This is a genomic window from Faecalicatena faecalis (assembly GCF_012524165.2).
In the GTDB taxonomy this organism is placed as follows: Bacteria; Bacillota; Clostridia; order Lachnospirales; family Lachnospiraceae; genus Faecalicatena_A; species Faecalicatena_A faecalis.
The window spans coordinates 1-21176 of record NZ_JABACJ020000002.1; the positions used below are offsets into that span (position 1 = coordinate 1).

A 21176-nucleotide genomic window follows, 5' to 3' on the forward strand; every position below is an offset into this window, starting at 1 on the left:
TTCATGGGCAGGCAGATCACCTGCCTGCCCAAACACTAAATGACACAAATATGAGCTGTTTCCTGACAAATAAAAAAGTCAGTTTGGTGACAGTTCATGTGAGCAGTAACACCTTAGAGGGCTGTTTTCCCCAATATTTATATATTGATAAATCACTAATCCACTCTTTTAAATCTTCAATATCATTTGGAGTTAAGACTCTTAACATAAGATGTTCTGTATCAATCGTTGGTTTTTCATATACAAAATCCTGTAAACTCATCATTCTTCACTCCTAAAAATTAAATTCATTTTCCCAGGCAAAGGAAGCGGATTGTTCTAAGCTTTTCGGCCAATGATTACACCACTCTGGCACAACAGGCACTTCAACTCTATCCAGACTAGGCGTGTAAGGTTTAATATCAAGTAATGGGGTGTTATCATTAGCATCAATATATCCAATTTGTATGATACCATTTTGATAATCAATTTTAATAACCTCTACTACCGTTAATGCAATAGGGTTTGGTCGTATTGGCGATCTTGTAGCAAAAATGCCCATTTGTTCGGGAGCATTTTTGTAAGGCTGATCTGTTACTAATGTAGACCTAAATTGCTCACTATCAAAATCACTGAACCACCAAAACACATTGATATGGCTAAAACCCTCAAGTGCTTTTAAAGCTGGTATAAATTGTGGCTCAAGTTTAATAAACACCCCCTCCTCGTTGTTACAGATAACTCCAATTGAATTTACTTTATATATCGTCATATTTTTTTCCTCCTTCTATTTATCTGTAATCAAACAGTAAACCCTCACACCATGTGAGAGTCAATAAAAAACGTCTTGCTAATTATCACAAGACATTTTTTCCATTCTTTTCAACGGTATTTGAATTTCAGTTAGATATTTTTGTGGATCTACTTCATTCCAAGGACCACGGTGTACAATTTGTCTGTTTTCACCATACATCGTGTACTGACTGTTTTTTTGAAGCCATTTGGCAAACACATTATATGCAATAGATATATTAGAGAAATCACCATAAACCATAGTGCAAGCCATGATAGGGACAGGGTTCGTATAATAGAATTTAAAGCTGCCTATATCTTGTCCAGACTTATTTACCTTTGCACATAATTCAACATCTACATTTTCTTCTCGATAATCCTCATCATGGTAAATGGAGAATGTATCTTCTGAAAGGTCAATGTTTCTTTCTTTAGCAAAATCGGATAATTCTTTCCACAGTTCACCCTCTGCATAATAATTAGGTATTACTTTTCTAAGTGACAAAACGTAATAACTGGGAATAGACTTAATGGAAACATTATAATGTATCTCATTTTTTCCGTTCAATAATTCTTGTTTTGCTGTTTCGATTTTCATTAACTTTTCTTGTTCTAGCTGCATATTCTTTTTTATTTCACACTGTTTTTTCTCAAGCAGTTCAATTGTTAAAGTGTTGTCATCACAACTCAGTGCGATGGCTATTTCAGATACATTAAATCCGCTATCACGTAGATATATGATTTTGTTTAAAGTAGGAATTTGTTCAACAGAGTACATACGGTATCCTGTCCAAGTGTCAATTTCAGCAGGTTTTAAAAGACCTGTTTCATCATAATATCGTAACATCCGAACAGATACTTGTATTAATTTTGAAAACTCACCAATTCTAAACATTCTATCCCTCCATTCCTACCACTGATTATAGATGTTGTTTTTTTATACTTCAATAAGAAAAGACTCATCATAGAAGTATACAACACGTCTCTATCGAAACTATGGAATTTTTGCAGGATAGTTTGTTTTATCTTCTATATAATATACTTTTTGTTCTTATGCAATCGCAGCCAGGGAAAGCCTGTACCACGAAAAACAACGTGTTTATAAGGCTTTTCGCCTATGTTGTTCTTATGAGGTTGCAGCAGAACAAAAAGCCAGAACCACCTACGATAATATCCTGCGGCTTGTCAAGGACCCTGAGGTATGTGAACCGATCCGCTTCCTGCGTGCACGTGAAGTCGTTCATTATCAGCGTTTTGGTGAAAGCCTTAGAATCGTTCAGGATCATTTGGACAGTAAAAACTTCTATGCCATCAATCCTGAATTCGATATACGTCAGGATGGAAATTGTAGATAACAGCAGAAAAACTCTTTCATCAAGCAAAAAAGACGGCTTAAACACAGCCGTCTCTTTTGCTTCAAGAGCTTTCCTTTTACTCAGATTTTGCTCCCAATACCACATCATAGGATTTTTCTACATATTCCCCGCTATTCCCCGGAACCTGTACGGTCAATTTCACCTTTTCACCTTTTGCATAATATTTCAGTTGTTCCTGCAGGGTATTCATACTATCAATTGTTGTACCATTCAATTCTGTAATGATGCAGCCTTTGGTCATGCCTGCGTCTTTGGCGCCGCCTCCATTACTGACATCTGTGACATATACGCCCAGAGGCATGCTGAATCTCTCTGCGTATTCGGATGTTACATCAAAACCGGTAATCCCGAGATATCCTCTGTCTGCCTCGGCGACCTTGGTCTTAGTCTTCTGGTTCATCAAATTCGTAATAATATCTGACACATCACTGATCGGGATGGCATATCCGACACCTTCCACAGAACTTCCGACCAGCTTTGCGGAGTTGATTCCAATGACCTCGCCACTTGCATTGACAAGGGCACCGCCGCTGTTGCCTGGATTAATTGCTGCATCTGTCTGAATCAGCTTGACATCACTGGTCTTTGTCTCCCCAGTCATCTGATCCGTTGTCGTGCTCTCACGGTCTGTGGCACTGATAACGCCCGTTGTAACGGACTGTCCATAACCAAGTGCATTTCCGATTGCAATGGCCGGCTCTCCTACCTGAATCTTTGAAGAATCACCTAGTGTAGCAACTGCAATTGCATCCATTGTACTATCGGATATTGAACTGAGCGGAACTGCGATCACTGCCAGGTCATGTGCCGGATCTGTTCCCTTAATGTCTGCTTCCAGACTCGTATTGTCATTGAATGTTACGGTCAACGTCTCGCTGCCCTCTACCACATGGTTATTGGTCACGATCAGCAGTTCCTTATCATTCTGTGAAATAATGATTCCTGTACCAGCACTCTTACTCTCCTGCTGGGAAACTCCACCGAAGAAATCCTGTACCTGCTGCACGCTCATGTTCGTGATAGATACAACAGAAGGCATCACACTCTTTACAATGCCTGATACATCGGAGGTCACTACATTGGAGGTCTTCGTCAGGGATGCATTACTGACCGGAGCTGCTGTCTTCGTGGAGCTGACTGTGCTGTCATTGAGTCCAAGCAGCTTGCTTCCAACGATGTTGGAGGTAATAAATGTGGCACTTGATACCACTCCAAAAAGCAGGGCGCATCCGGTTACTACTACAGCCTTTGGCATCTTCTTTTTCTGTTTCGGTTTTTTTTCCGGGCCGTCAAAATTCTGCTGGTTATTATACTGAGCATTCCCCTGCTGTCCTTCGGGATTGTAATAATTATATTGGTTTTCCATACAAATTCCTTCTTTCTCTTGTATTTTATATTGATATCATAACGGGTCTTTGTGATGGAATTGTGTTCATTTATTTAACAAACTTTGAAACAATCAATTATTTACTCAACTGTTACCGATTTAGCCAGGTTCCTTGGTTTATCCACGTCACAGCCTCTGCCCACTGAAATATAGTACCCGAACAATTGCAGTGGAATAATCGCAAGAGAATTTGTGAAATATTGATTCGTTTCCGGGATATAGATCACATAATCGGCAGCGCGTTCCACTTCATCATTTCCTTCATTCGTCACAGCCAGGACAAAAGCTCCCCTGGTGCGCACTTCTACCATATTGCTGATCATCTTTTTATACAGGTCTTCCTGCGTCAGCACGGCTGCAACTAGTGTTCCTTCTTCAATCAGAGAAATCGTGCCATGCTTAAGCTCGCCTGCGGCGTATGCTTCCGAATGGATATAAGAAATCTCCTTAAGCTTTAGAGACCCTTCCATCGAAATAGCGTAGTCAATCCCTCTTCCGATAAAAAATACGTCTCTGGCAGCAAGATAACGGTTCGCGAACTTCTGGATTCGATTCTGATTATTTAAAAGCAGTTCAATCTGATCTGGAAGCCGCTTCATGTCTTCTATGTATCTTTTCATTTCATTTTCGGTTACCTGACCACGGACTTTTGCAAATTTCATAGCCAGAAGATACATTGCAATCAATTGACAGGAATAAGCCTTTGTGGTCGCTACCGCAATCTCAGGGCCTGCCCAGGTATACATTACATTATCTGCCTCTCTGGCGATCGAACTTCCTACCACATTAACAATTCCCAGGACTCTAGCTCCTCTGGCCTTTGATTCTCTGAGTGCAGCAAGCGAATCCGCTGTTTCACCTGACTGGCTGATGATTACCACTAAGGTCCCCTCATCTATGATTGGATCACGATAACGGTACTCAGATGCCACGTCCACTTCCACCGGGATTCTTGCCATCCCCTCAAATACGTATTTGCTCGTTACCCCTGCATGATATGCAGAGCCGCAGGCTACGATCATGATCTTGCGGATCGCACGAATCTCCTCATCTGTCATACCCAATTCTTCTATCACAATATCGTTCCCTTTGATTCTTGGTGAAAAGGTATCTGTGACAGCCTTAGGCTGTTCATACATCTCTTTCAGCATAAAGTGCTCATAACCGCCTTTTTCTGCGGCATCCACGTCCCAATCGATGTGGGTAGATTCTTTCTCGATCTGTTCCTCGTCCACATTAAAGAACTCCATAGAATCCTTTGTCATACGAACAATTTCTTCATTTTCTATAAAATAGACATCTCTGGTGTACTTTAAGACTGCCGGAACATCTGAGGCGATGATGCATCCCCTCTCTGACTCTCCCACGATCAGCGGGCTGTCCTTACGTACTGCATACAACTCATCCGGGTGGTCCTTAAACATGATCCCCAGTGCATAAGAACCCTCCATACGATGCATGATCTTCGTGATTGTCTGAAGAGGATTTCCATGGTAATAGTAATCCAGCAAGTGTGCAATTACCTCTGTATCCGTATCTGAAATGAACTCATATCCTTTGGCTGTCAATTTCTTCTTAAGCTTTAGATAATTTTCTATGATTCCATTGTGTACTACAACAATGCTCTGGTCTTTATTAAAATGAGGATGCGCATTAATGTCTGACGGTTCCCCGTGGGTCGCCCATCTGGTATGACCAATTCCAATCATTCCCGGCATCATTTCACCGTCATGGGTCAATTCACTTAATACTTTCAGCCTCCCCTTGGACTTCTTCATTCCAATCTCTTCCCCATTATAAACAGCGATTCCCGCTGAATCATATCCCCGATACTCCAATTTAGATAAACCGTCTAACAAGATTGGGGCTGCCTGCTTTTCACCTACGTATCCAACTATTCCACACATAATGTACTCCCTTCTTCCAGTAAAATGATCAAGTATATGAGTTGTCTGTTATGCTAATGTAAATGGTGCTTGATTAATTGCAAAATTAGGATTGTAATATGGATCTCCGTCCTTCAATATTCCAGGCCATTTTTTTTGAAATTTTTCAACTTCGTCTTCAAATCTCTTTAATTTTTCAGGGGTGTCTTCATACCCTCTTGATTTGGACTCATAATGATACCATTCTGAAAACGCATTATAAACAACAAGTTTCTCTTCTGCGCGCAATTTCAAACAAAAATCGACATCATTACATGCCACTGCAAACTGTTCGTCAAATCCGCCCACCTGCTCAAAAGTTTTTTTCTTTGTCAATAAGCATGCAGCTGTCACAGCACTATAATTGCAGTTAATCCTAGCTCTTACCATATACCCATAATCATCTCGACCAATTCCTGTATTGACATGACCAGCATAATTTCCAAAACCTATTACAATTCCGGCGTGCTGCACAGTATCATCTTCATACAACAACTTAGCTCCAACAGCTCCAACTTCATCGCGCAGACATATTCCAACCATTTCGGAAAGAGCTGTTTCTGTAATCATTTCAGTATCGTTATTCAAAAAGAGAAGATAGTCTCCTGTTGCATATTGAACACCAAAATTATTGATAGCAGAATAATTAAATATTCCATCCCAAGTCACTACTTTAATATTTTCAAAATTTTCTTCTAGTGTTTTATAAAAGTTAAACGTCTCCTCTTCAACACTATTATTCTCTACAATAATAAATTCGTAGTTCTTATAAGTACTCTTTGTCTGAATAGATTTTATACATGTATCTAAATCTTTAACATGATCCTTATTAGGTATGATAATTGATAGTTTAGGTTCATCTACTACTTCATATTTCACATGATACATTCCCCATAATCCTACATGCTCTACTGTTGCTTTAATTCCCACTCTCTTCAAATGCTCCTCAATAGCATGCTTTCCTGCTTCATAAGCATACATTTTACTGGAGGGATCACCAGCAACAGAATTTTCATGAATCCTCCAATGATAAAGGACTTTAGGAATATGTTTAATACTTTCTGCATTTTCAATACACCGGAACATAAGATCATAATCCTGCGAACCATCAAATTCACTTCTAAAGCCACCGATTTTTTTAATAATATCTGTTTTTACAACGAAAAAATGGGTAATATAGTTATGGGAACGGAATAAATCCATACTAAAATCAGGTTTAAAATTAGGGTCATTAAATGCCGTGCCATCCCCTGACATTTTATCCTCATCCGTATAAAGAATATCATAATGTACTTTCTGTAATGCATGTACAACCTCATAAAGTGCATTTGGTGTTAATACATCATCATGATCAAAAAGTCCTACATATTCTCCCGTTGTCATTTCCAAAGCTGCATTAGTATTTCCCGATATTCCTAAATTATCTTCCAAAATTTTAAAACGAACTCTCTCATCACAATCAGCATATTCTTTTAAAATCTTCTCAACGCTCTTATCTCCGCCACTTCCGTCAGCAATGCATAATTCCCAATTCGTATAGCTTTGGTTAACTACAGATTCAATCATTTCTCTCAAGAAAACTTCTGGTGTTTTATAAGTCGGAACAATTATACTAATCTTAGGTGTCCAATACAGCCTTTCATTTCTTTGTCTTTTAAGTTCTTCTTCTGTCACTCTGTTTTCTTCAAACCATTTTTGATAGTCTTTACCTTTATTTAAAAAAGAAATAATTTGTTTCCTAAACCCTCTTATTCCATGTTTCTTAACAAAATGTATCCCCTTTTCTATATTCTCTTTGTTTAGAGATTTCACAAATTTCGCTAAATAACTTTTTACCTTTTCCGCATTCTCATATTTCCTAATTTGTTCAACATCTAAAGGTATTTTCTTTCTTTTTATTCCATCCTCTATTACCAAAATATAAGTACGATTAGGTTCATGGATAAACTCAAACGTAAAGCCACAATTAATATCTTCTTTTCCGATAAAGCCAGCATTTAAAATATCATTTCTCTTTTGTCTCTGAAGCCTGACCTCTACATCTTTGCCACTATCTTTTTCCTTGACCCGTATCGTAACTCCATCACTACCTTTTATTGAAGTGGCCCATCCTGAACCTAATATCTTTAATTGGTCTGCATGTACATAATCTAGTCTATAGGAAATAGTACTATCATCTATGCTTTTTTCTATCCTCTTCCTATCTAAATAAACTATACACTTCTGTTCCTTTTCACTAACTAGATAAAGTCTAAATTTTTCCGGATTTATCCCTTCTTGTACATATACCTTAATATGAACACCACAATCTGCAGGCACTTTAAACTTATTTTTGAACTTTTCCTGAACATCTGGACGTATAATCGTTTTAATACTACATTCAACTGGCTTACCATTGATTTCTGCTCTATATGAAAATTTCCTCCCCTGCTCTTCAAAACACCATCCATTAATTCGTATATATCTTTCGTTGGGTTTTATACGATATTTTTTTTGATCAATATAATATCTGTATGTCATTACATTACTTTCCTTTCTCCATTTTCGCTCTATTTAAATAATTTATAAAGGAACTTAATGAAAAGCAATATATATATGATATATACTAACAAAACTATAAAGGTTTCTATATCAAATTTTTCTGTTACCGCTTTTATAATCAATGTTCCTGATGTTTCTTTATCATTAATACTCAATTTTGTCCCTGGTTTAGTCCCCTTCTGATAAAAGAATCCTATTCCTGCATCCTCACTCTCATTTTCAAATACTATTTTATAAGAACGACCTCGAGCATTCTGTAAAGTATCAAATTTAAAATAGTAAAATTTACTATTTTTAACTTCTTTAGCTGATACTTTCCCATTTAACAATACTTTATTACTTTCCTCATCAATTAAAGAATACTTCACAAATTTATCTTCTATATTACCTATAATCTGGCATTTTGCTCTCACACCATCTAGTGTATCTTCTCTACAAATAAAAGATTGTTCAATATTAGCAACCGACCCCGTTGCCACATATTCACTATTATCAACCTCTCTATCATAAATTAGGTTATTCTTACCTATATGTGCATATAAAAAGGCAGCAACTACTACCAAAATTATAATTACTAAATTCTTAATTTTTTTCATATTATTCCCTCTATGATTAGTAGCATTTACTATATTCTTCACAAATCACTTCTGCATCACCAAATTTTCTTAATTGTCCTTTTTCCAACCAAACTATCTTATTGCAAATAGATTTTACCTGTTCTATGCTATGAGATACAAATAAGATAGTGGTTCCACTTTCCATCATAGTTCGAATTCTCTTTTCACACTTCTGCTGAAATCTAAAATCGCCAACTGACAACACTTCATCGACAATCAAAATATCCGGAATTCCAATTGTTGCAATTGCAAATGCTAATCTTGAAACCATTCCCGAGGAAAAATTTTTAACTGGCACATCCATAAAATCGGATAATTCAGAAAAGTCAACAATATCTTGATAATATTGATCCATTATCTTCCTAGAATATCCTAATAATGCACCATTCAAATAAACATTTTCTCTTGCTGTCAAATCAAAGTCAAATCCTGCCCCCAATTCAATTAAAGGAGCTACATTTCCATAAACTTCTACACTCCCCTTAGTAGGCTTTAGTACTCCAGCAATTGTCTTTAACATAGTGCTTTTCCCACTGCCGTTTAATCCGATCAATCCAAGGGAGTCCCCTTTAAAAACCTCAAATGATACATCTTTCAACGCCCAAAATTCATCAAAAGAAACCTGTTTTTTTAAACTCTTTATAAAATACTCTTTAAAACTATCAAACTTTTCTGACGACAAATTAAACTTCATAGAAACATGATCAACTTTAACTACCGTTTGTTTTTCCATTTTTATACTCCTATATATTTAATATAAATTTATCCTGGTTCTTATAAAAAACATATAATCCAATCACTAGCGCCGCTGCTGTTTCTATGATTGCAACTACTAAAGATGAAATGCTGAAAACAGTATTGTTTAACATTACACTACGAAACATAATCATAATATTGGTTATCGGATTTAACATTACAATTTTATATAACCAAGTTGGTAAAATCGACATAGGATAAATTACTGGTGTCAAATACAGCAATGCCGTTATAAATACTGAATATAAATGCATAACATCTCTAAATTTTACAGTAATAGCCGCTAGAATCAGACCAATCCCCAATGAGAATAAAACCAACAATAACAACGGAACTGGTACAAGAAATGATGTCCAATGCAGTTCTGTTCTGGTCGCAACCATAACAATTAATAATGCAGTGAAAGATGCCATTAGATTGATGAAACTTGAGAATACCCTTGATAGCACAAATAGGTATTTGGGAACATACACTTTCTTAATTAAAGCTGCACTACCAATAATAGAGGATAATGCTCCATTTGTTGCATCTGAAAAGAAATTAAATACTACCTGTCCACTCAATATATATAATGGAAAATTCTCAATATCAAATTTAAATAAATTTGAAAATACTACAGATAGAATAATCATCATACAAAGAGGATTTAATAACGTCCATAAGACCCCTAGCACAGAACGTCTATATTTTATTTTTATATCCCTTGCAACAAGTTCCATTAACAATGGATTAAATTTTAAAAAATTCTGTATATACTTTGACAAACCAGTTCCTCCTACTGTCATTCCAGGCCTGTAAAAACTATTTACAACGGCCTGGATTATTTACAACAACCTAATTATTCTTTAAAAACTTCTTTATCCATTATACACTATTTTAGCTTATGGGCAATCTCCTTTTTAATTTCTGCCAACCAATAACGTATATATAAATCCCCCATATCCCATTAATATGACAGATATAACAGCACTTACTCTACATATGCGTATTGCTACAGAATTAACCTCTTTCTTACACTCAATATAGCCAAATATGCCCGCAAAAGAGTAAGCTAATATCGGTACCCAGCACAAATAGTATCTACTTTGGAAACCACCCGGATATCCAGAAGCATAATAAAATCTTTGAAAGGCATTGAAGAATTGCATGATAATTGCAAAACAAATACCTATAAAAATACTTGTACAAAATTCGCCACCTTTGATTTTATTTTTTATTTTAAATAAAAATGCAGGTGAAATCAGCAAAATAATATATATAATTCGATCTAGCCCGAACCATTTCGAAGATTTACTTATAGAAATATGTGAACTAATTTCGGACCAACTCGAGAAAAACAGCGTCCAGTAATGTTGTATATAATCTTTTACGGAGTATACCGTTCTATTTCCGAATGGCACATAAAAATTTGAAGCAGCATACTCCGAAGGGTTCAGATGTTCCAAGCTTGGCTGGAAACCGCCATATTTGTAATATATAAATAAAAAGTAGGATGCTATAACAATAATAAATGGAATTACAACAATACATGAGCGGTTAAAAACTGAATTTATACTTTTCTCATGAATACATATATAAATAATATAAATAATATACGCAAGTCCCAAAACGATTCCTGCTGTCAACTTACTAAAGACTACAAAGAGCATTCCTATCGATAGTAATAAATAAGACACCATATTTCGTTTTTTCTCTTCAAACCGAAGTATGCCCCAAAACGCTATCGCGACCCCTAAAAATGATAAAGTATCATTGTTAACACCCGAAAATCCATAAGTAACAAAGGGAACACTTATTATTCCCATTGCATATAATAAATGTATATAAGGTATACGTCTTTTTATTCTTGTGTACCCTAAATAAAAACAAATACCAACCGCCAATACTCCCAGCGCAGCAGATGTCATTCTTAAAAGATTCACGTTGACCTGTGTTCTTCCAAAAATCATTTGAATTATTGTCAACATCCAATAATATAGTGGTGGATGCCCCAAATAATTCGTTGAATTCTGTTCTAAATACACACCATCCTGTAATTTATACATATGCATATTCGCAAAATTAGGTATCAGTTTTTTGTTTTCTAATAAATATTGTACATAGGATATGTGCGCAGATTCATCTGGTGTATGCCCAATACACTTTGCGTAATAGAATACCTGCAAAATCATATAGCATAAAAGCCCGATATATACCATACTAATTAAGGCTTTAGTTGGAATCTTAAAATCTTTGTAACCAAAAACTAATAAGAGCAAAAATGCTATTCCCAAAACTGAGGCAGCAAAAACCATTTTACTCAATAATGATGAATCATAATAACTTGTCACACCCATCAGCTCTTGTTCCCCTTCTGGTTGAAGCCAGACTTTCAAAGTATTATAATTCGTCGCCCCTAATGGTTCTATTTTTATTTGATATACTTTCTCATTAGAATTTCTAATTGGAGATTTAAAAACAACCTCAATAGATTTCATTCTTTCTAAATCAGCTGCATTAATAACATGAGAATATACAAGTTCCCTATTTTCTTTATCTATAACACTAACTCCTAAATCGCTATATACCGATTCATCGTCATAACTAAAATCAATATGAATCTTCTTTAGTCTCTTATCCCTGGAAAAGAAGTTCCCCGACACTGCTTTATTGAGTGTAACTTCGTCCAACGACTTTCCTTCTGAAATAGTGCTGTATCCTACATTAAAAGAATTAGGTAAATGGAACCTATCACCAAACAACACCATTAATATTACTACTGCCAGTACAGACCACAAAACTATTTCTGTATATTTTAATATTATCCCAGTCTTTAGTGTATGAACAATATACAAACTATAAATCAAGACTATCAAAAATAGCAGGTACTTTTTTAAAACCATACCAGTTTCTAGACACCTACTCATTTTATTAAGTACATTTTCATTTATTCTAATTGTCCCATCCTCTAATTGTGAATACTGTTCATTATCTAGGATAATTTCTTTTAATATTTTATCCTGATAAGTATCAAAGATTCCACTATAGATACTAATTGAATTTAATACTACTCCTGGCCCTTCTGGTTTTATTTGAAGGTAGTCCATTCCATAATACTTCGGATCTAGTGCTATTTCTGCAATCCCATTATAAAGTATAGCTTTTTTCGAAAATTCATCCTTATTTTGAGTTTTTAAGGTAAAATCCAACAATTCTCCATTCTTTGATCCATCTGTTTGAAATTGTAAAGTAACATTAGTAGCTTTAATAGGCATTAACAGCACAGCTGTAAATAGTATAATTAAAGCAATTGATCCCATTAGCACCTTTCTTCTAGTTTTATCCTGTTTTAATTGTTTATTTTCTACACTTTTCATGGGCAGCCTCCAAAATACTTTTTAGCTATACACTTTTATACTTCTGCAAATACTGGGGCAGTTTTTCTGCATAACATAAAACATACCGCAAATACACAATCTGGTGATTTTGCGGTATGATTTATCTTATATAATACATCAAAACCTGTGTAATATAACTGTCAGAAATCAGAAACAGTTTTTATAATACTTTAGAACTATGTGAAGTAAGCGTAATTTAGTTTAATCTTTAGATATCTATAAAATTTACAGAATAATCATCATCAGATTTCTTTTTTCGTACTTCGCTTTCATCGTCATACTCTTCAAAGAATTCATCATCATAATCTTCGAAATCATCGTCGTCATAATCATCGCTGTCATACTCTTCATCACTATATTCATCCAAATCATCACTATCGTACTCTTCATCATAATCTTCGAAATCGTCATCATAATCATCGTCTTCCACATAATCATACTCATCCTGATCTTCACTGAAGTCAATGAATTGTTTTCTAGATTTCTTTTTAGTATATGAGATATCTCCAACTTGAGAATTGTCTAAATCATACTCATCATATAAATCATCAATTTCTTGATTTCTATGTGACAGTTTTACTCCAAGAACAATAACAATAATTAAAAGTAATAAAAACGCTCCCCATATTACACACATAATAATAGTTAAATACTTTTCTACAAAATTCATTACTTTACTTGTTAATGTGTTTGTTGGTTTTTCTTTATTCTCATTAACTGGCAACGCATAACGTTGATAAGTCTTCTCCACTGAATCATATTGATAATATCCTTTTACACCATCACTACTCAAAGCGTACACCAAATAATAATCCTTATCTGATACATTATTCCACGCCGTAAATACCTTGCCTCCTATATCTGTCGTCGTTTCCTTAAATTCCGATGGTAAACCTTCTTTATCTTTGTGATCCATTAAATAGATGGACAGGTCGGAATTCACATCTATCACTTCGGTTTGTGAAAAGGAGCCGTCATCTGTACTATAAAGAAAGTAATCTGAATTCCCTTCACTATCTTCAAGATAGTATAGATACTGCCCACTTACCTCTTGGTACATCGCTTTTGTAGGTTTTCCATCTAATTCTAGTTCCGCTGCCGTAAACCCCTTTGGTATAGCTGCCTCTGAAAATTTTTCATTGATCGTATATGACTTACCATCAATTTCTACTTTAACGCCACCTGAACTGCTATTTTTATTTTCTTTCTCAGTAACAGGTGTCCCACCTTCAATAGTAACTGTAGAATCTCCTGTTGATAAATTCAAAGACTCATCAGAATAAAGATATGCTGTATAATCTGTAGCTTGAATCTTTGTCGTAGCTTCTTTTAAAGCCATAAACTCCATAGTAAACTCTGCAGTATCCGAACTACCATCTCCTTTAGAAGATAACTGAATTGTTCCATCATTCCCAGTTGCATTTGTTCCACTTATAAACTCTAAAATAGATGTATCATAGGTTACTGTAATATCAACATCTCCAACTGCTGCTCCTCCGGTAATAACCTTTGCTGTAACTGTAACTTTTTCCCCTGCTGCCACAGATGGATCTGAAAATTGTAATGTTCCCTCTGCTGCAAATGTGTTAAATGATATACACAAACATAGAACACATAACGAAAGTATTGTTATTCCGATTTTATTAAATATTTTTTCCATTTGTCTTACCTCGTTTTCACGTCGTTCTCTATTCTGTTATATTATTTTGGTTATCACCAAAACCCGCTTCATTATCTGTTCCCGTTTCAGGAATCTCTGTAGTCTCTCCACCACTACTATTTGTACTCCCATTTTCTGGTAATGTACTACCATTTTGAGCATTTTCTGCGTCGGATGTATACGTTGAATCATTATTCTCTGTTGTAGCACCCGAATTTTCTCCATAATAATAGCTTTCTTCTGGAATTTCATAAACAGAAGGATCTTCATCTGTAACATTTCCAGCAGTATAACTTTGTATCTCATATCCAATCGACTTAACAATAGATGAAGGTGTATATCCATCGTTTCCAAAGAAAAAATTATGCAGTTTTGTCACATTATCCTCAAACCCTTCCGGAATAACAGAACTTCCAACATCTGTTAACGTAGCTGTTGTCTTATCAAATGGAAACCCCTCCATCTCCGTCAAACTATAATCAAACGCATCTTTTGCATAAGCCAGTATTTCTGTCAAAGTAAAATTAGTAGCAATTTTAGGAAAAACCTTATCAATAATCCTGTTAATAGTAGACAAATCAGCTTTTTGTGCCTTATTTACAACCTCTTGCAATACAGTACGCTGCCTTTCCGCCCTCTTAAAATCATCCCCTTGAGTATATCTTATCCTACAATATGAAGTGGCCTGTACACCATCCAAAAGTTGTTTTCCTGGTTTTGTAAGCTCTGTCGTACTTTTACCTGTCACTCTAGATGTCTCTGTACAATACCCATTTGTCCAAAATACTTCTTCCCCGGTTAAATCAAGTTCTATGCCTCCGAGTTCATCAATTACATCTACTAAAGCATTGAAATTAACTGTAACGTAATGCTGTATATCCATATCCAAATTTTTGTTCAACATTGCTATTGCGCCCTCTGCATCATCTGTTGAATATGCAGCATTCGCTTTATTATAAGACCCATCCGGCTGTTGTAATAATGTATCTCTAAATACAGAACAAAGCTTTACTTCTTTTGTTTGTCTGTTTAAACTTGCTATAATAATTGTATCACTGCGTTCACCTGACGAAAGAGAGCCATCACGCGAATCTAAACCAAAAAGGGCAACATTCAAGTATCCCGTCTCATTGTGTTCAATTTCTGTTGAAATATTCAGCTTATCTGTATCTAACGTAGTAGTTTCCAACTTTCCTAACTTTGAAGCTGCAAAAGCAACCCCAGCTGTTGTCAACAAAACAAGCGTCCCCCCGGCAATTGCCAGCACCTTTTTCCAAAGAGCCCACGCCATAAACCCTCTCTGCGCTCGTCTTCTGCGTCTTCTATTTCTCTTCTTCACCATTGTAAACCCTTCCTAAATAAATTCATAAACTCATGATTACACTTTATCATACAATATTTCTATACAAACTTCAATCACTTTCATTTTATTCTTTATCCATATTTGTCCAATACTTCGGGTTTAAAGAACATAACAATATTAATTTTAACGGTAACTTTTTATAGTTTTTCCCAAGTAAAAAGCCTAAATATTTAAATCCACTTTTAACCACCAGTTGCACAAGTAACCACGGTTTTTTCTCTCTAACAAGATAAACCGCAGTACTCCTCACCAATCTTATTCCTTCATTTTCTGACTTTATCCCCTTGAATACTTCTGGATTTTCTAGTTGTGATACTGCTATATCAAAATTCCTTTTTAATTGCTGTGTACATGTATAGTTGTGAGAATGTATCACCTCCGCTTCCGATACATATGCACATTTATACCCTAGCTGCAACATATGGGCAGCCATTATCATATCTTCATTAAAAATTGCTTTTTTTATAAATCCACCTGCTTCATCATAATAAGTTCTCCGGTATGCTGCGCAAACATTAGAACAGAAATATGCTTTTATCCCCATTTCTTTCACTGATTGCATATCTTTTATGCAGCTTTTAGCCGGATAATTAAACTGTCTTGTATAACGCTCAATTGTATCGCATTCTTCAGCAGGAAGTTGTCTTGCATAAGTACAACCCACCTTTTCATCATCAAACGGAGCAACTAAGTATTCGATTAACTGATAATTTTGCGGAACAGCATCTTGTGTCATACAGACAACTATTTCGGCATCTGACATTTGTACTGCCATATTCCGCGTTGCACCATGATCAAATTCCTCTTTTGATATTTCTATCACAGATATCTTTTTACTGAGTCCTACTGTCTCATAAGGAAAACTTCCTGATTTTGTATTAACAACTATTATTTTTTGAATCGGATAATTCTGCCTCAACAGTTTTGAAATTAATATATCAAATTTTATATCTGGTCTATATATCGGAATAATTATATCAACAGTCCTATACCTCATTTACTCTCCTTTTACCATGCTGTTTCTGTTCCCCAATCATCACTTTCTTCTGTATTATAATTTTCTTCCACATCATAGCTTCCTTCTGTATTATAATTCTCATCTGGATTGCCCTGTCCATAACTCTCATCAGTATCTAACGATCCGTTTTCATCCTCTAAATTTTTCTCTTCATTTCCTGCTATTCCTGTCAAATATACTATATCACTATTAATTTCCTGGACTTTATCAGAGACTTTATAATCTTTTACGCCAAATAAAAATTCATGCAACTGCCTTACATTATCCGAAAAACCTATAGGTACAACATAGGAACCTTCCATTCCTAACACATCTTCTGAAGTGGTCACATCAAAAGGAAAACCTTTCATTTCGCCAATTTTATACTTCGCCGCACTGGCTGCAATTCCTATAAAATCACTGCTGGATAAATTAGTTGACACTTGTGGCAGGGCCTTATCAATAATTTTATTTAATGTAGTAATTCCTGCACTTTTAGCCTTTTCTACTACTTGTTGCAAAACAATGCGTTGTCGTTCAGAGCGTTTAAAATCATCTCCTTGTGTATATCGAATTCTTGCATAAGAAACAGCTTGAATCCCATCCACTGTCTGTTTTCCAGGCTTCGTAAGTTCCGTAGTAGTACGTCCTACAACTTGAGAAGTCTCTGTACAATAACCATTTGTCCAAAAAACTTCCTCTTCCGTTAAATCTAATTCAATACCACCAAGTAAATCAATCACATCCGCTAATGCATTAAAATTAACACTCATATATTTTTTTATGTCTAAATCAAAGTTCCTATTTAATAATGCAATTGCCTCCTCTGGTCCCCCAAAAGAATATGCAGCATTTGCCTTTTCATAAGTCCCATCTGATTGCTGAGTCAAAGTATCTCTAAATACTGAAACAATTTTCACTTCCTTTGTCTTATTATTTATGCTTGCCACCATAATGCAGTCACTACGGACTCCCCCATCTAGCTCCCCCTCCCGGGAATCTAACCCAAAAAGTGCTATATTCGTAAATTCACCTGTATCCTGATAAATTTCCAAATTCTTTTCATTTATCGTTTGAAAATCCAATTTATCAAATTTTGACATTGCATACGCTGCTGCCCCTAAGGCAACAAGAAGTATTAGTTCTACAATAAGAAGTATGATACGTCTTCTCATTTTCTTCTTATGTAAAAAAACTCTTTGTTCTTTTGTCATTCTACTTTTGGATTTCTTTTTTGCCATACTACTTCCCCTTATTTAATAAGCATTCTTATTAATAAACCCTTTAAAAAAAGTTAAAAACAATATTTTAAAGTCAAAACCGATTGTCCAATTTTCAATGTAATAGAGATCATATTCTATCCGCTTTTTTATAGATGTATCTCCTCGAAAACCATTAATCTGAGCCCATCCTGTTAATCCCGGCCGTACCTGATGTTTCACCATATATCTTGGAATTTCTTCCTTGAATTTTTCTACAAATAGAGGCCTTTCGGGCCTTGGTCCCACAAGGCTCATATCACCTTTTAGAACATTCCAAAGTTGTGGAAGCTCATCAATACTTGTTTTTCTTATGAATTTTCCAACTTTCGTCACCCTTGGATCGTCTTTGGTGGTCCATTTATTCTTTTCTTTATCAGAATCCTGCACTACCATCGAACGAAATTTATACATAGCAAATGGTTTGTTTTGCAAACCAACTCGCTCCTGCTCAAAAATCAAAGGACCAGTAGAAGAAATTTTAATAGCCATCGCCGTCACAGCCATAACCGGTGAAAACAAAATTAATGCAAAAACTGCCCCCAATATATCTACTGCTCTCTTAATAATCTTATTTACTGTATTGTTTAACGGAACATGTCTAATATTAATGACTGGAAGGCCTAATAAATCTTCTGTATAAGGCTTTGTTGGTATTATATTATTGTAATCAGGTATAAACTTTGTATGAACTCCCGATTTTTCACACATATTAACGATATATTCTAGTTTATGATACTCATCAATACCAAGAGTTATTGCAATCTCATCTACTCGATTCTGTGGAAGTATAATTAAAAGATTGTCAATACTGCCGATTACTTTAACCCCTTTATACTCCATACCTCTCGGCTGATGATCATCAAGGATTCCTCTTACCGAATATCCCCATTCTGGATTTGAAACAATTCGATCTATATACTGCTCTGCCGCACGGCTATAACCAACTAAAATCATATGTTTTTGATTATACCCGTTTTTACGTATATTTCTCAAAAAGATACGTATAGAATTTCTAGCCAACACCCCTAAAAATACGTTAACGACAAAAAACACAAAAATCATAGTTCTGGAGAAATTTGGTTCTTTTATTAAATAGAGGATTAGTATAAATCCCATAACACCTATTGCATTAGCCTGCATTATGTGCCATGCTTCTAACCTTCTCCCCTGCACTCTCTTGGGCGTATATAATTGAAATATTGTATATAAAACTAAATATCCGGGAACAATATAAATCAATGCGCGCATATAAACTTCTAATGGAAGATACCAATCATCCATCACAAAAATTCCACTTCTAAACCTCAACATCCAAGATATAATATATGATATAATTATAATAATACCATCGATAACTACCTGAATACGATTAAAATATTTCTGATTATCTTTAATCAATCGATTTCACCCTACTTTACTTCCATTTATAAAAGTACTCGCTATATAAACGTCATTATTTTCTGTTATATGATACAATACTTTTCTATAAAGGACAAGCAAATTTTCTTGTTCTTTTAACATTCTGTTAATATTTTTGTAATATGCTTTAATCAATTATATTAAATTTATACTATACCATTTATCACTAGGCTCTGAGAAAAAAACTATGATAATCCCATCTCTTTCTATAATACTCCCTTCTTGCGGCCAACTTTTCATTGTCCCTTTGAATTCTAATGCCCGCAAAATATCCTTTCGATCTGGAGCAACAACACGGTAGCCTTCAGTCTTCATAAAATTACACATACGCAAAATATTTCCATCATCCCATTCAAAAATGGAACTCCCCACAGTATCCGAAACCACCAGTCCTACATCATCCATCTTTTCCATTCCCAAAAAAACTATTGGTTCTTTATGATAGTCATACCCTGATTTTTTAATATCATACATCACTTGATTTGCAATAGTCCTATCATGCTCATATGCAACGTTAGCAGAATAATATAGCATATTCATGTTTTTAGCATTTAAAAACAATATATATGCACCTGCTATGATTCCAACATACTCTAAAGTCCTTTCCTTTATAGCATTAAACAAAATATATATTTCGACAGCACCCGCAAGAGCAAGTCCTAGCAGCACCCTCCCGTGTGTTTTATAAGTTCCTAAAGCTAAAAATAACGAGAATGGTGAAATGATTAATGCAAAAGAAAAAAACAAAATTCCTGCTTTTCTGTTCATTGTTTTTTCCTTTACCACATACCATAAAACAATCAAAATAAATGCGACTGTTATACTCCGAATCACTTCACCACCATAAATATATTCTCCTGCTATTGGTATTGCAAAAGACACTCTGACAACATTCGCAAATGCCAGAAACAGCGCCTTACCTATCCCTCCTGCATCAAACCATCCCACGTAGTTATCAGAAAGATAACTAGTCGTTCCAACGAATTTCATCAAAATAAAGTGCACTGTATAATATATCCCTATTCCAATAAGACACAGCACTGCACACGAACAAATTTTCTTCCAAACTTTTTCTTCCTTCTCAAAAAAAGATATAAATCCATATGCGCAAACTGCCGTAATATAGACACATATATATGATTGGTAAACAGAAAATGCATAAACTAAGCACATTAGTGCAAACAACCATTTTTGTTTTTTTCTTAATTCAAATGTTAAAATGCTATAGTGAAATGCGATTGCCGTACAAAACATACCGAGAGAAATTTGAAGACTAAACATTGAAAATGAAAACATTTCTCCCAACACAAAAGGAAGTGAACAAAAATACGCCTGGAAGAAAAAAAGAGGAATTTTTTTAACCTTGTCCCCAAACATTGCATAGCTAAAAATAATTCCTGCTCCATTCCAGATTACAATTGCAAGGATATCCCATAAAACAGGTGCATATCTCCAATGATTTCCTGAAAAAAAGTTAAATAAATCAATTCCCCAACGGCCTTGGACTAACCACATTGCAAATGGCTTTTCTATTTGAATCCATGTTTCTTCATCTATAGAAATTCCAGGATTTACTAACATGTAACAAAAGCAAAGAAATGAAAAGATTGCTGCTGTAATGAACACATTTTTCCATTTGACGATGTACTTTTTAAGTTTCATTTTTCCTTCTCCTCTAAAAATAGAGTCCCGGCAAATTCGATGCCGTAGACTCTATAGTATCAC

Annotated in this window: 16 protein-coding genes and 1 pseudogene; 1 reads left to right on the top strand and 16 read right to left on the bottom strand. The window is 35.2% G+C overall.

From position 1 onward, the window contains the following. Positions 1 to 94: 94 nt before the first annotated feature. The 3 genes from HGO97_RS02700 to HGO97_RS02710 form a co-directional block, all read right to left on the bottom strand. The gene (locus tag HGO97_RS02700) at positions 95 to 265 is read right to left on the bottom strand and encodes a GNAT family N-acetyltransferase (protein ID WP_246597271.1); all 171 of its coding nucleotides are present in this window, start codon (positions 263 to 265) and stop codon (positions 95 to 97) included. A 9-nt stretch (positions 266 to 274) separates the two neighbouring features. Further along, the gene (locus tag HGO97_RS02705) at positions 275 to 751 is read right to left on the bottom strand and encodes an SAM-dependent methyltransferase (protein WP_168866514.1); all 477 of its coding nucleotides are present in this window, start codon (positions 749 to 751) and stop codon (positions 275 to 277) included. A 78-nt stretch (positions 752 to 829) separates the two neighbouring features. Beyond that, on the bottom strand, positions 830 to 1666 hold the full coding sequence (locus tag HGO97_RS02710; protein ID WP_168866513.1) for a MerR family transcriptional regulator: 837 nt from the start codon (positions 1664 to 1666) through the stop codon (positions 830 to 832). Between the two features lie 235 nt (positions 1667 to 1901). On the opposite strand from HGO97_RS02710, the pseudogene HGO97_RS24365 reads away from it, so the two are divergent. Then, a pseudogene (locus HGO97_RS24365) lies at positions 1902 to 2126 on the top strand (manganese catalase family protein); the annotation flags it as partial. 76 nt (positions 2127 to 2202) lie between these two features. Here HGO97_RS24365 and HGO97_RS02720 read toward each other — a convergent pair. The 13 genes from HGO97_RS02720 to HGO97_RS02780 form a co-directional block, all read right to left on the bottom strand. Continuing rightward, positions 2203 to 3513: a S1C family serine protease gene (locus tag HGO97_RS02720; RefSeq protein ID WP_168866512.1), complete on the bottom strand. Its 1311-nt coding sequence runs from the start codon at positions 3511 to 3513 to the stop codon at positions 2203 to 2205. Positions 3514 to 3614: 101 nt separating this feature from the next. Further along, positions 3615 to 5441 (bottom strand): glutamine--fructose-6-phosphate transaminase (isomerizing), encoded by a 1827-nt coding sequence (gene glmS, locus HGO97_RS02725; RefSeq protein ID WP_216239213.1) that lies wholly within the window; start codon positions 5439 to 5441, stop codon positions 3615 to 3617. Between the two features lie 48 nt (positions 5442 to 5489). Next, a complete protein-coding gene (locus tag HGO97_RS02730; RefSeq protein ID WP_216239215.1) occupies positions 5490 to 7979 on the bottom strand; it encodes a glycosyltransferase family 2 protein in 2490 nt (829 codons plus the stop codon). A gap of 29 nt (positions 7980 to 8008) precedes the next feature. Continuing rightward, positions 8009 to 8596, bottom strand: a complete 588-nt coding sequence (locus HGO97_RS02735) for a hypothetical protein (protein WP_216239216.1) — start codon at positions 8594 to 8596, stop codon at positions 8009 to 8011. 16 nt (positions 8597 to 8612) lie between these two features. After that, positions 8613 to 9350, bottom strand: a complete 738-nt coding sequence (locus tag HGO97_RS02740) for an ABC transporter ATP-binding protein (RefSeq protein ID WP_216239217.1) — start codon at positions 9348 to 9350, stop codon at positions 8613 to 8615. 10 nt (positions 9351 to 9360) lie between these two features. Beyond that, complete coding sequence (locus HGO97_RS02745; protein WP_216239218.1) at positions 9361 to 10137, bottom strand: ABC transporter permease; 777 nt, start codon at positions 10135 to 10137, stop codon at positions 9361 to 9363. Positions 10138 to 10272: 135 nt separating this feature from the next. Next, positions 10273 to 12729, bottom strand: coding sequence for an ArnT family glycosyltransferase (locus tag HGO97_RS02750; protein ID WP_216239219.1), 2457 nt, complete (start codon positions 12727 to 12729; stop codon positions 10273 to 10275). Positions 12730 to 12958: 229 nt separating this feature from the next. After that, positions 12959 to 14410, bottom strand: coding sequence for a cohesin domain-containing protein (locus HGO97_RS02755; protein ID WP_216239221.1), 1452 nt, complete (start codon positions 14408 to 14410; stop codon positions 12959 to 12961). A 28-nt stretch (positions 14411 to 14438) separates the two neighbouring features. Beyond that, positions 14439 to 15752 (bottom strand): LCP family protein, encoded by a 1314-nt coding sequence (locus HGO97_RS02760; RefSeq protein WP_216239222.1) that lies wholly within the window; start codon positions 15750 to 15752, stop codon positions 14439 to 14441. A gap of 85 nt (positions 15753 to 15837) precedes the next feature. Then, entirely contained in the window at positions 15838 to 16770 is a 933-nt protein-coding gene (locus tag HGO97_RS02765; protein WP_216239223.1) for a glycosyltransferase, read from the bottom strand. Between the two features lie 11 nt (positions 16771 to 16781). Further along, complete coding sequence (locus HGO97_RS02770; protein ID WP_216239225.1) at positions 16782 to 18011, bottom strand: LCP family protein; 1230 nt, start codon at positions 18009 to 18011, stop codon at positions 16782 to 16784. Positions 18012 to 18026: 15 nt separating this feature from the next. Continuing rightward, the gene (locus HGO97_RS02775; RefSeq protein ID WP_216239226.1) at positions 18027 to 19430 is read right to left on the bottom strand and encodes an undecaprenyl-phosphate glucose phosphotransferase; all 1404 of its coding nucleotides are present in this window, start codon (positions 19428 to 19430) and stop codon (positions 18027 to 18029) included. Positions 19431 to 19586: 156 nt separating this feature from the next. Beyond that, on the bottom strand, positions 19587 to 21113 hold the full coding sequence (locus HGO97_RS02780) for a glucosyltransferase domain-containing protein (protein WP_216239227.1): 1527 nt from the start codon (positions 21111 to 21113) through the stop codon (positions 19587 to 19589). Positions 21114 to 21176 lie beyond the last annotated feature (63 nt).